The sequence below is a fragment of the Mycobacterium sp. NGS51 genome (assembly GCF_059812525.1).
The window spans coordinates 286,292-298,384 of the sequence record NZ_JCALCV010000002.1 but is presented as its reverse complement, the minus strand read 5'-3'; the positions used below and the strand labels follow the sequence as shown (position 1 = coordinate 298,384).

The following is a 12,093-nucleotide window of genomic DNA, read 5'->3' as shown; positions in this document are numbered from 1 at the left end:
AACTTCCTTCGCTCGGGTCGCACCAAAAAGCTTAGGATTTGCCGGCATTAATTCTTAGGGGTCCGATCGGTGACATGACCCACAGCCAGGAGATGACTAAAGCCTCTAGTGGCCGAGCCGTCCGCGGCCCATCCGCAGCAGCAGCATGGCCAGGTCCTTGCCGTCGGGACCGAGCTCGCTGTACCGGTCGATGACTTTCATCTCGCGACTGTGCACCAAGCGCGTCCCGCCGGAGGCCATCCGGACTTTGCCGATCGCCTGAGAGACCTCGGTGCGACGCTTGACCGCGGCCAGGATCTCGGCATCGAGGCGGTCGATCTCATGCCGCAGCTCATCGATATCGGAAAGCTGTTCGGTGTCTGTAGTCATGGGTTGTGACTCCGCATTCTCGCTGTTGGTGGCTTCTGATCTCATCCGTGTCCGGGCCTCACACAACAGACGAGCCCCGGATCGCAGATGCGGACCGCGGGGCTCTGGGAAGCAGCTAGACCACGGGCACCGCTGTCCGGTACCCGTAGAAAAATCGATGCTGCGTGTAGAGCACGAATTGAAGTGTGCCACTAACGGTCGTGCCAGCGCAAAAGGTGTCACCGAACGGCGGTAAGTTTGGACGCATATGACCGCGCACGTTGCCGACGCCGAAGCAGACCAACTCCTCGACGGGCTCAACCCGCAGCAGCGCCAGGCCGTGCTGCACGAAGGTTCGCCGCTGCTGATCGTCGCGGGCGCGGGATCGGGCAAGACCGCCGTCTTGACGCGACGGATCGCCTACCTGATGGCTGCCCGCGGCGTCGGCCCTGGTCAGGTTCTGGCCATCACCTTCACCAACAAGGCCGCCGCCGAGATGCGCGAGCGGGTGATCCAGCTGACAGGAGCACGCGCCGGGTTCTCTATGTGGGTGTCGACGTTCCATTCGACCTGTGTGCGGATCCTGCGCAACCAGGCCGCGCTGGTCCCCGGCCTGAATTCCAACTTCTCGATCTACGACGCCGACGATTCGCGGCGGCTGCTGCAGATGATCGGCAAGGACATGGGGCTGGACATCAAGCGGTATTCGCCGCGGCTGCTGGCCAACGCCATCTCCAACCTGAAAAACGAGCTAGTCGACCCGCAACGGGCGCTGTCGAATCTGTCCGAGGAATCCGATGACCTGGCCCGCACCGTGGCCGCCGTCTACTCCGAATACCAGCACCGGCTGCGGGCGGCCAACGCGCTGGACTTTGACGACCTGATCGGCGAGACCGTCGCAGTGCTGCAAGCCTTCCCGCAGATCGCTCAGCATTACCGCCGGCGGTTCCGGCACATCCTGGTCGACGAATACCAGGACACCAACCACGCGCAATACGTGCTGGTGCGTGAACTCGCCGGGCACGGCACCGAGGACGACGTGCCGCCCGCTGAGCTCTGCGTGGTCGGCGATGCCGACCAGTCGATCTACGCCTTCCGCGGTGCCACGATCCGCAATATCGAAGATTTCGAACGCGACTACCCGAACGCCACAACGATTCTGCTGGAACAGAATTACCGGTCGACGCAGAACATCCTGTCGGCGGCGAACTCGGTGATCGCCCGAAACTCCGGGCGCCGGGAGAAGCGGCTGTGGACCGATGCCGGCGAGGGCGAGCTGATCGTCGGCTATGTCGCCGACAACGAGCACGACGAGGCGCGCTTTGTCGCCGAGGAGATCGACGCACTGGCGCAGAACGGTGAGATCACCTACAACGACGTGGCGGTTTTCTACCGGACCAACAACTCCTCGCGGTCGCTGGAAGAGGTGTTCATCCGGGCCGGTATCCCGTACAAAGTCGTTGGCGGAGTGCGGTTTTACGAGCGCAGGGAGATCCGCGACATCGTCGCCTACCTGCGGGTGCTGGACAACCCGGGCGACGCGGTGAGCCTGCGCCGCATTCTCAACACACCGCGGCGGGGGATCGGTGACCGGGCCGAGGCCTGTGTGGCTGTCTACGCCGAGAACACCGGGGCGACTTTCGCCGACGCGCTGCAGGCCGCCGCGGACGGCAAAGTCCCGATGCTGAATTCCCGTGCGGTCAATGCGATCAAGGGTTTTGTCGACATGCTCGATGAGCTGCGGGGCCACCTTGACGGCGACCTGGGCGAGCTGGTCGAGGCGGTGCTGGACCGCACCGGCTACCGCACGGAGCTGGAATCCTCCAGCGACCCGCAAGATCTTGCCCGACTGGACAACCTCAACGAACTCGTCAGCGTCGCACACGAATTCGCCACCGATTTGGCCAACGCGGCCGCACTCGAGGATGCTCCCGACGACGAAGACGTCCCCGACACCGGTGTGCTGGCACAGTTTCTGGAACGGGTTTCGCTGGTCGCCGATGCCGACGAGATCCCCGAACATACTGCCGGTGTGGTGACGTTGATGACGCTGCATACCGCCAAAGGGCTGGAGTTTCCGGTCGTGTTCGTGACCGGGTGGGAGGACGGCATGTTCCCGCATATGCGGGCATTGGGCGATCCGACCGAGCTCTGCGAGGAGCGGCGGCTGGCTTATGTCGGTATCACCCGGGCACGGCAGCGGCTTTATCTGAGCCGGGCAAAGGTCCGCTCGTCGTGGGGACAGCCGATGCTCAACCCCGAGTCGCGGTTCTTGCGCGAGATCCCGGAGGACCTCATCGACTGGCGGCGCACCGACCCCGCGCCGACGTTCAGCGCACCGGTGAGCGGCGCCGGCCGGTTTGGGTCGGCGAGGCCGTCACCGGCCCGCACGTCGTCGAGCAAACGCCCGCTGCTGGTGTTGCAGCCCGGTGACCGGGTATCGCACGACAAGTACGGATTGGGCCGGGTGGAGGAAGTTTCCGGGGTCGGGGAATCGGCGATGTCGCTGATCGACTTCGGCAGCTCGGGGCGAGTCAAGCTGATGCACAACCACGCCCCGGTCACCAAGCTTTAGCCCGCGGGCTAACGCTGAGGCAGCCAGCGTTTGGTTTCCGGGTGCATTGCCAGCACCGCGCTGGCGACCGGCAGCACCCACAGCGTGTGCACAATCCACGCGACGTGCGCGCCGGCGATGAAGATGCCGAGATAAGTCAGCACCGCGACCACGGCGCCGGCCACGATGAGGTAGCGGCCCAGCGTCCGCCGCCGCAACAGCATGATCACGCCCGACACGGTGGCCAGCGCGAACACCAAGGCGAGAAACGCGACCGCGACGCAAAACAACCGATCGGATTGCCACCAGCCCGCGATCAATTCGGTGGCCACCACCGACGTGGCCCAGCCGCTGACGATGCTGACAGCGGCGGCTGCGATGGCTACCCGGCTGGCCGGTACCTCCGCAGTCTGGGTGCCGGCGCCGGGGCGCTGGGCGGGGTAGCCGCTGGGGGTCGGGGGCTGGCGCGGGATGTGGGTGGTGCGGGCATCGTCTGCTACCGCCGGGAGCGGCGTGGTGGGCGCTCGGCGGATGATGCGAGTCCGGGGCGCTTCGTCGTGGGATGTTGTCACCTCAGGCCTTCCTGTGGTGTCCTCGGGTGGCGGTGTGGCCGTGGCGGCGTCCGCAGCGTCGCCGTCGCGAACAGGACCATCAGATCGATGGTAGGCGCACTATCGCCGGGTCGGCTGGGGCGCCGATCAACCGGCGAAGCTGCCGAGGCTGAGGCCCCGCTTGGCCAGCCACGGCACCGGATCCACCCGGTCCGAGCCGTTGAGCAACACCTCGAAATGCAGGTGCGGTCCGGTGGAATTGCCGCGGTTGCCCATCGTGGCAATCTGATCGCCGGCCATCACCCGCTCACCGACACTGACGGTGGTGGTGTTGACGTGACCGTAGAGCGTCACCGTCCCGTCGGCGTGGCGCAGTTTGACCCACTGTCCGTAGCCGGCAGTCGGGCCGGCGTCGATGACGACCCCGTCGGACACCGCCACGATCGGGGTCCCGATCGAGTTCGCGATGTCGATACCGGCGTGCAGCACTCCCCACCGGTAGCCGAAATTGGAGGTGAATAGGCCCTTGGTCGGCATGACGTACAGCGGCTGCTGCAGTCGGGCCTCGCGCTGTGCGCGTTCGGCCGCAAACGCGACGCCCTTGGCCAATTCCGCGTTGTGCACCGCGGCGCTGGCAGCCGGTTGCACGGTGACCATCTGCATGCCCCGCGGAGAGGTGGTGATCGGCCCGCCGTTGATCGCTGAGGCGTCGGCGGCCAGGACGGTTTCGGCGTTGGCAGTGTCGGACGGATGCGTCGCAGAGTGCGCGGCCGCAGCAGCGGCCCCGGCCGCCATCGCGGTGATCAACACCCGGCCGCGCACCGCACTGCTCGGCTGCTTGCGGTGCTGCCCGCGACGCCAGGGCGGGTCGGTGCCGTCGACACCATTGGGATGACTGCGCAGGTCGAACCGGTGGCGGTCGGTGCGGGCCTCGTCCGGCGTCGACCGGTGCCTGCTGGGGCGGGCCAGTTGTAGCGGGGTCAGATCGTCGGTGTCGTCGAGGTCGTCCAACTCGGGTGCCCGCAGCACCGCTGCTTCGGTGTCGAAGACGCTGTTGTCGCAGAAGTCCAGGTCATCGAGGTTGTCGAGTTCCCCGAACTCGTTGAACGGGATGATGTCGGTGACTTCGTTGCGGTCGAAATCTGACCAGCGGTCGCTTGATCCGCGGGAATCTCCTAAGGCAGGAGACCGGGCGGAAAGGTGCTGGGTCAACCTGGAATGTCCCTCGGGTCGTAACCATAACGTTATCTGGACCCTGAGACGTTAACCGCAGACCGGCGGAGCTGGCAATCCCGCGCCAAAGATCCGCCCGGGAATGTGACTTGAATCACGCAACCCGCGCGGTGAGATCTACCACATCGGCGGATGCCGACGATGGAACCTTCCGGCCGTGTCGATACAGTTCCCGCAAGCGGGGTTCGGGAAACCGACCCGCGGACACAAAGGCCGACACATAGAAGTGAGCCCATGGATCTTTTCGAGTACCAGGCGAAGGAATTGTTCGCCAAGCACAACGTGCCCACCACGCCCGGCCGGGTGACCGCCGACGCCGACGACGCGAAGGCAGTAGCCCAGGAAATCGGTCGTCCGGTAATGGTCAAAGCCCAAGTCAAGACCGGCGGCCGGGGCAAGGCCGGCGGGGTGAAGTACGCCGCGACACCCGAAGACGCCTACACCCACGCCAACAACATCCTCGGTCTGGACATCAAGGGCCACATCGTGAAGAAGTTGCTCGTCTCGGAGGCCAGCGACATCGCCGAGGAGTACTACATCTCCTTCCTACTCGACCGGGCCAACCGCACCTACCTGGCGATGTGCTCGGTGGAGGGCGGCATGGAGATCGAGGAGGTCGCCGCCACCAAGCCCGAGCGGCTGGCCAAGGTCCCCGTCGACGCGGTCAAGGGCGTCGATCTGGCGTTTGCGCGGTCCATCGCCGAACAGGGTCATCTGCCGGCCGAGGTGCTTGATGCCGCGGCAGTCACCATCCAGAAGCTCTGGGAGTGTTTCGTCGCCGAGGACGCCACCCTGGTCGAGGTCAACCCGCTGGTGCGCACCCCCGACGATCAGATCCTGGCGCTGGACGGCAAGGTGACGCTCGACGGCAACGCCGACTTCCGCCAGCCCGGGCATGCCGAGTTCGAGGATCGCGACGCCACCGACCCGCTGGAGCTGAAGGCCAAAGAACACGACCTCAACTACGTCAAGCTGGACGGACAGATTGGGATCATCGGCAACGGCGCCGGCTTGGTGATGTCGACGCTGGACGTGGCCGCGTATGCCGGCGAGAAGCACGGCGGCGTGAAACCGGCCAACTTCCTCGACATCGGCGGCGGCGCGTCCGCTGAGGTGATGGCGGCCGGCCTGGACGTCATCCTGGGTGACCCGCAGGTCAAGAGCGTGTTTGTCAATGTGTTCGGCGGTATCACCGCGTGCGACGCAGTGGCCAGTGGCATCGTGTCGGCGCTGCAGATGCTTGGCGATACCGCGACCAAGCCGCTGGTGGTTCGGCTCGACGGCAACAACGTCGAGGAGGGCCGGCGCATCCTGGCCGAGGCCAACCACCCGCTGGTGACGCTGGTGGCCACGATGGATGAGGCCGCCGACAAAGCCGCCGAGCTGGCGAGCGCCTGAGAAAGGACCCCTCGATATGGCTATCTTTTTGACCGCAGACAACAAGGTCATCGTTCAGGGCATCACCGGCAGTGAGGCCACCGTGCACACCGCCCGGATGCTGCGGGCCGGCACCCAGATCGTCGGCGGTGTGAACGCCCGTAAGGCCGGCACCACCGTCACCCATGAGGACAAAGGCGGCCGGGTCATCAAGCTGCCGGTCTTCGGCAGTGTCGCGGAGGCCATGAAAGAGACCGGCGCCGACGTCTCGATCATCTTCGTGCCGCCCAAGTTCGCCAAGGACGCCATCATCGAGGCCGTCGACGCCGAGATCCCGCTGCTGGTTGTCATCACCGAGGGAATCCCGGTGCAGGACAGCGCGTATGCGTGGGCCTATAACGTCAGCAAGGGCAACAAGACCCGGATCATCGGCCCGAACTGTCCCGGGATCATCACCCCCGGCCAGGCGCTGGTCGGGATCACGCCGGCCAACATCAGTGGGCCGGGTCCGATCGGCCTGGTGTCGAAGTCGGGCACGTTGACCTATCAGATGATGTTCGAGCTGCGTGACTTCGGGTTCTCCACTGCGATCGGTATCGGCGGCGACCCGGTGATCGGCACCACTCACATCGACGCCATCGAGGCGTTCGAGAAGGATCCGGAGACCAAGGTCATCGTGATGATCGGCGAGATCGGCGGCGACGCCGAGGAACGCGCCGCCGACTACATCAAGGCCAACGTCTCCAAGCCCGTCGTCGGCTACGTCGCCGGGTTCACCGCACCCGAGGGCAAGACGATGGGGCACGCCGGAGCCATCGTGTCCGGTTCGTCGGGCACCGCGGCCGCCAAGAAGGAAGCCCTGGAGGCGGCCGGCGTCAAGGTCGGAAAAACGCCATCCGAGACCGCGGCGCTGGCGCGGAAGCTCCTGCAGGACTTGTGACTGTCGATCCGCGCCGGCGACGATGCAGAGCGCAGCGATGAGGAGGAGCGGCGCCATCGACCCCCGCACTCCCGTCGTCGTCGGTGTCGGGCAGGCCGCCGAACGGATCGATGACCCGTACTACCGCGCGATGTCAGCCGTGGAGCTGGCCGCCGCCGGGGCCCGCGCCGCGCTGGACGATTGCGGCGCCGACGTCGCCAAGGTGGCCGCGGCGATCGACACCGTCGCGGGCGTGCGCCAGTTCGAGATCTCCGGACCGGCCCAGCCGGTGTTGGGCAAGTCGAACAACTACCCACGCTCGGTGGCCAACCGGATCGGCGCCGACCCGGCCCGGGCGATTCTGGAGGTGGTGGGCGGACAAGGCCCGCAGCACCTGATCACCGAGTTGGCCGGTGGGATCGCCGCCGGCCAGGCCGAGGTCGTGTTGATCTTCGGGTCGGACGCGACGTCGACGACGCGCTACTTCGCCACGGCCGACAACCGGCCGGACTTCACCGAGACGGTCGAGGGCTCGCTGGAAGACCGCGGCTACGGCATCGAGGGACTCATCAGCCGCTACACGGTGGTGCACGGCTTGGTGGATGCGCCCACGCAATATGCGTTGCTGGAGAATGCGCGACGGGCCAAGACCGGGCTGGGACCGGCCGACTATCTGCGGCGAATGGGTGAGTTGTTCGCGCCGTTTTCGACTGTCGCCGCTGACAATCCGTTCGCCGCTGCGCCGGTGCAGCGCGATGTCGAGGAACTGATCACCGTCACAGAGAGCAACCGGATGATCTCCGAGCCGTACCCGCGGCTGCTCGTCGCCCGCGATCAGGTCAACCAGGGTGCGGCCGCACTGTTGATGTCGGTGGAGGCCGCGCGCAAACTCGGTGTGCCCGAAGAGAACTGGGTCTACCTGCACGGCCATGCCGATATGGAAGAACAGAGCCTGCTGGATCGGCCCGATCTCGGGCATGCCCCGTCGGCGGTGATGGCGGTGCGCGAAGCGCTGGCAGTTGCCGGCATCGGGATCGACGACATCGCCACGTTCGATTTGTACAGCTGTTTCCCGGTGCCGGTGTTCAACATCTGCGACGGGATAGGCATTGCACCCGACGATCCGCGCGGGCTGACCCTGACCGGTGGCCTGCCGTTCTTCGGCGGGGCCGGCAATAACTACTCGATGCACGGTGTGGCCGAGACCGTCGCGCAGATGCGCAGTAGGCCAGGGCAATTCGGTGTCGTCGGAGCAAATGGCGGCATCATGAGCAAGTACTCGGTCGGGGTCTACTCGACCACCCCGGTGGGATGGAAGACCGATGGCAGCGCGCAGCTGCAGGCACAGATCGCTGAAGCGCCCACGGTGGCGGTGACCGAGCAGGCCGAGGGGGCCGGCACCGTCGAGACCTACACGGTCCGGCGCGACAAGGGCCGGTTGACCGGGATCGTCATCGGCCGCTTAACCGCCGACGACAGCCGGTTTTTGGCCACCACCGAGGACGATGACTTGATCGCGCTGCTCACCGACGGCGATCCGCTCGGACAGTCGGTTTCGGTGCGCGCGTTCGATTACGGCAATCGCTGCACACTCGCCTAACTCTTTTCCGCGAGCGTGCATGTTCCCGGGATTCGCCGCGGCGTGTCGACCGGGGACACGCACGCTCGCACTAAACGGAAGCGGCCAGCTTCCCGGCCAACCGCTCCACGTAGGCGGCCACCTCGTCTTCGGAACGGTCCGGCAAGCCGAACAGCACCTCGGTGACGCCCAGTTCGGCCCAGTGGGCCAACTTCTCGGGCACCGGCTTGAAGTCCAGCGCCACAATCTGCGGCGCCCCGTCGCGGCCCGCGGCCGCCCAGGTGTCCTGCAACAGCTTCACCGGCTCGTCGATGTCGAAGTCCCGTGGGGTCGTGATCCAGCCGTCGGCGCTGCGCGCGATCCACTTGAAGTTCTTCTCAGTACCGGCCGCACCCACCAGCACCGGGATATGCGACTGCACCGGCTTGGGCCAGGCCCAACTGGGCCCGAAGTTGACGAACTCACCCTGATAGGCGGCTTCCTCCTCGGTCCACAACGCCCGCATCGCCTCGAGGTACTCGCGCAGCATCGTGCGGCGCCGGCCGGGCGGCACACCATGGTCGGCGAGTTCGTCGGTGTTCCAGCCGAATCCCACGCCGAGGCTTACCCGGCCGCCGGACAGATGGTCCAGCGTGGCAATAGATTTGGCCAGCGTGATCGGATCGTGTTCCACCGGCAGCGCCACCGCTGTGGACAACCGGACCCGTGAAGTGACCGCGCACGCCGCGCCCAAACTCACCCACGGATCCAACGTGCGCATATAGCGGTCGTCGGGCAACGACTCGTCGCCGGTGGTCGGGTGTGCCGCCTCGCGCTTGATCGGGATGTGCGTGTGTTCCGGGACGTAGAAGGTGTGGAAGCCATGGTTTTCAGCGAGGGTGGCGGCCGCGGCCGGGGAGATACCACGGTCACTGGTGAACAGCACAAGCCCGTAATCCATGCCCTGAATTAGAACGTGTTCCAATCCAACGGGCAACCGCGGGGGTGACAGATTGACACGCGAGGGGCGCAGCGCCTTCACCAGTCGGTGCGCTAGCGTGGATGATCGAATCGCGTCGCAACGCCGCGCCAGCCGTCACGGCGTTCATGGAGCGGTCCGACGTAGCGCCGCGGGGAGCGGCGCGTGGCAGTTACAAGCGCCGCACGACAGTGGGGCCGGAACAGCACTGGAAGCACAGGAGAAGCCATGACCTACTCGCCCGGCAGTCCCGGATATCCGCCCGCTCAGTCGCAGGGCTCCTACGGGGCATCCACACCGTCGTTCGCGAAATCCGATGACCACGCGAGCAGTTTGGGCCTTTACCTGACCATCGCGGTGGCGGCCCTCGGCTTGGCGAGCTACTTGGCGAGCTTCGGCACCATGTTCAATGTCGACTCCGACGTCGGTCCGGCCGTACCGGTTTCCGGCGACATCGGAATCGGGATCCTCGCGGCGCTGGTGGCCGCGCTGCTCGCCGCCGTCAGTTTGGTGCCCAAGGCCAAGAAGTACGCGGCGGTGGTCGCGGCGATTGCGGTGTTGGGCGCGCTGACGGCGATCAAAGAGACGCTCAGCACGCCGAGCGGTGTGTCGGCCGCCTGGGCGCTGTGGTTCATCCTGGCCTGCGGCGTGATCCAGGCGATCGTCGCGGTCGTTGCGCTCCTGCTGGAAGCGGGCGTCATCACCCCGCCTGCGCCGCGACCCAAGTACGACCAGTACGGCGGTCACTACGGCCAGTACGGCGGACAGTCCGGTTACTACGGCCAGCAGCAGGGCCACTACCAGCAGCAGCACAGCCCGCAGTCGCCCCAGGGCTACGGATCGCAGTATGGCGGCTACCCGTCTTCGCCGTCGACCGGCGGTTTCAGCACAGTTGGCCAGCAGACCGGCCCGCAACAGCAGCAGCAGTCTTCGCAGCAGGGCTCCCAACACGGGCCGGCCACGCCGCCCACGGGCTTCCCCAGCTACGGCCAACCGCCGTCGAGCGGTTCGGGGTCCCAGAGTTCAGGTCAGGGGAGCTCCGGCAGTCAAAGCGGTTCGGGACAGAGCCAGCAGTCGTACGGTCAGGGACAGCAACCGCAGTCTCCGTCATCAGGCCCGTCTCAGTCCTGACGGGCGCAGCGGATCGCCACCGGGAGTATGTGGTGATCGACAGCGCGACGACGACGAGCGCAGCTGGTTAGCAACGTGCGCGAAGAGTGACGTGGGTGGCTGACAATCCAGCGGCGGGCGCCCGTCAGGCCCGTGACCTGTTGCGGGTGGCTTTCGGCCCGGCTGTGATGGCACTGGTCATCATCGCCGCGGTGACGTTGCTGCAGTTGCTGATGGCCAACAGCGACATGACCGGCGCGTTGGGCGCCATCGCGAGCATGTGGCTGGGCGTTCACCAGGTCCCGATCTCGATCGGCGGCCGTGAACTCGGTGTGATGCCGTTGTTGCCGGTGCTGCTGATGGTGTGGGGCGCTGCCCGCACCACGGCGCAAGCCACGGCCACCACGGCGTCGTGGTTCGTTATCCGCTGGATAGTGGCGTCAGCGCTGGGCGGGCCGCTGCTGATCGCGGCAATCTCGTTGGCCGTCATCCATGATGCCGCCTCGGTGATCACCGAACTGCAAACGCCGAGTGCGCTGCGGGCGTTCGTAAGCGTGCTGGTGGTGCACGGCATCGGCGCGACGATCGGGGTCTGTTCCCGGGTGGGCCGCCGGGCCTTGGCGGTTTCGTCGTTGCCCCACTGGCTGTTTGATTCACTGCGCGGCGCGGTCGCGGGCATGCTGGCGTTGCTGGGTCTATCCGGGGTGGTGACGGCCGGCTCGCTGATCGTGCACTGGGGAACGATGCACGACCTTTATGCGATCACCGATTCGATATTCGGCCAGTTCAGTCTGACCGCGCTGTCGGTGTTGTATGTGCCCAACGTCATCGTCGGGACCGCCGCAGTCGCGGTCGGATCCAGTGTCCATCTGGGATTCGCGACGTTCAGCTCGTTCACCGTGTTCGGTGGCGACATTCCCGCCCTGCCTGTTCTGGCTGCGGCTCCCACCCCGCCGTTGGGGCCGGCGTGGGTCGCGCTGCTGATCATCGGTGCATCCTCCGGCGTGGCGGTCGGCCAGCAATGCGCACGCCGCCCGCTTCCGGCGTGGGCGGCAGTGGCCAAGTTGTTGGTTGCAGCTGTGTTCGCAGCGCTGACGATGGCACTGCTGGGTTACGCGGGCAGTGGGCAGTTGGGCAACTTCGGCGCTGTCGGCGTCGACCAGGGCACCTTCGCCGTCGCGGTATTCCTCTGGTTCGCGATCGTGGGATTGATCACGGTCGTGATGGCCGGCGGGGTCAGCCGCCGGCCCCGGAAGCACAAAACCGTACCGTCTACCGCCGAGCCCGACGACCGGCCTCGGAGGCCCAAAACCGTACCGCCTGCCGCCGAGCCCGACGACCGACCAGACTTGCCGGACCAGGCGCAGGTTGATTCCGTCGTCGAATCCGCCGCCGACGAGCCCGAAACACCGACCGACACGGGCGACCTGCCGCCAGACCCGGACTGAGGCTCGGTTGTCCAGC

At 66.3% G+C, this 12,093-nt stretch carries 10 protein-coding genes; 6 read left to right on the top strand and 4 right to left on the bottom strand.

Features of this window, described 5'->3' with window-relative positions; genetic code table 11:
* Nucleotides 1-105 precede the first annotated feature (105 nt).
* Nucleotides 106-414: a chorismate mutase gene (locus tag AC5Y5W_RS04060; RefSeq protein WP_500010106.1), complete on the bottom strand. Its 309-nt coding sequence runs from the start codon at nt 412-414 to the stop codon at nt 106-108.
* Between the two features lie 202 nt (nt 415-616).
* Between AC5Y5W_RS04060 and pcrA the strand changes: the two genes are divergently transcribed.
* Complete coding sequence (pcrA, locus tag AC5Y5W_RS04055) at nt 617-2,923, top strand: DNA helicase PcrA (protein ID WP_500022116.1); 2,307 nt, start codon at nt 617-619, stop codon at nt 2,921-2,923.
* Between the two features lie 8 nt (nt 2,924-2,931).
* On the opposite strand, the gene AC5Y5W_RS04050 is transcribed toward pcrA, so the two are convergent.
* Nucleotides 2,932-3,474 (bottom strand): hypothetical protein, encoded by a 543-nt coding sequence (locus AC5Y5W_RS04050; RefSeq protein ID WP_500010108.1) that lies wholly within the window; start codon nt 3,472-3,474, stop codon nt 2,932-2,934.
* A 126-nt stretch (nt 3,475-3,600) separates the two neighbouring features.
* Nucleotides 3,601-4,665 (bottom strand): M23 family metallopeptidase, encoded by a 1,065-nt coding sequence (locus AC5Y5W_RS04045; protein ID WP_500010109.1) that lies wholly within the window; start codon nt 4,663-4,665, stop codon nt 3,601-3,603.
* 255 nt (nt 4,666-4,920) lie between these two features.
* Between AC5Y5W_RS04045 and sucC the strand changes: the two genes are divergently transcribed.
* Genes sucC through AC5Y5W_RS04030 form a run of 3 tightly spaced genes read left to right on the top strand, consistent with a single transcriptional unit; the run spans nt 4,921 to nt 8,582 of the window.
* Entirely contained in the window at nt 4,921-6,084 is a 1,164-nt protein-coding gene (gene sucC, locus AC5Y5W_RS04040) for an ADP-forming succinate--CoA ligase subunit beta (protein WP_500022115.1), read from the top strand.
* A gap of 16 nt (nt 6,085-6,100) precedes the next feature.
* Nucleotides 6,101-7,003: a succinate--CoA ligase subunit alpha gene (gene sucD / locus AC5Y5W_RS04035; protein WP_500010111.1), complete on the top strand. Its 903-nt coding sequence runs from the start codon at nt 6,101-6,103 to the stop codon at nt 7,001-7,003.
* A 37-nt stretch (nt 7,004-7,040) separates the two neighbouring features.
* Nucleotides 7,041-8,582: an acetyl-CoA acetyltransferase gene (locus AC5Y5W_RS04030; protein ID WP_500010112.1), complete on the top strand. Its 1,542-nt coding sequence runs from the start codon at nt 7,041-7,043 to the stop codon at nt 8,580-8,582.
* Nucleotides 8,583-8,652: 70 nt separating this feature from the next.
* Here the strand turns inward: AC5Y5W_RS04030 and AC5Y5W_RS04025 are convergent, their stop codons facing one another.
* Nucleotides 8,653-9,501 carry an LLM class F420-dependent oxidoreductase gene (locus AC5Y5W_RS04025; protein WP_499887002.1) on the bottom strand — a complete coding sequence of 283 codons (849 nt, stop codon included), beginning with the start codon at nt 9,499-9,501 and terminating at the stop codon, nt 8,653-8,655.
* Between the two features lie 246 nt (nt 9,502-9,747).
* Here AC5Y5W_RS04025 and AC5Y5W_RS04020 point away from each other — a divergent pair, with 246 nt between their 5' ends.
* The gene (locus AC5Y5W_RS04020; RefSeq protein WP_500010113.1) at nt 9,748-10,650 is read left to right on the top strand and encodes a DUF5336 domain-containing protein; all 903 of its coding nucleotides are present in this window, start codon (nt 9,748-9,750) and stop codon (nt 10,648-10,650) included.
* 95 nt (nt 10,651-10,745) lie between these two features.
* On the top strand, nt 10,746-12,077 hold the full coding sequence (locus AC5Y5W_RS04015) for a cell division protein PerM (RefSeq protein ID WP_500010114.1): 1,332 nt from the start codon (nt 10,746-10,748) through the stop codon (nt 12,075-12,077).
* Nucleotides 12,078-12,093: the final 16 nt, after the last annotated feature.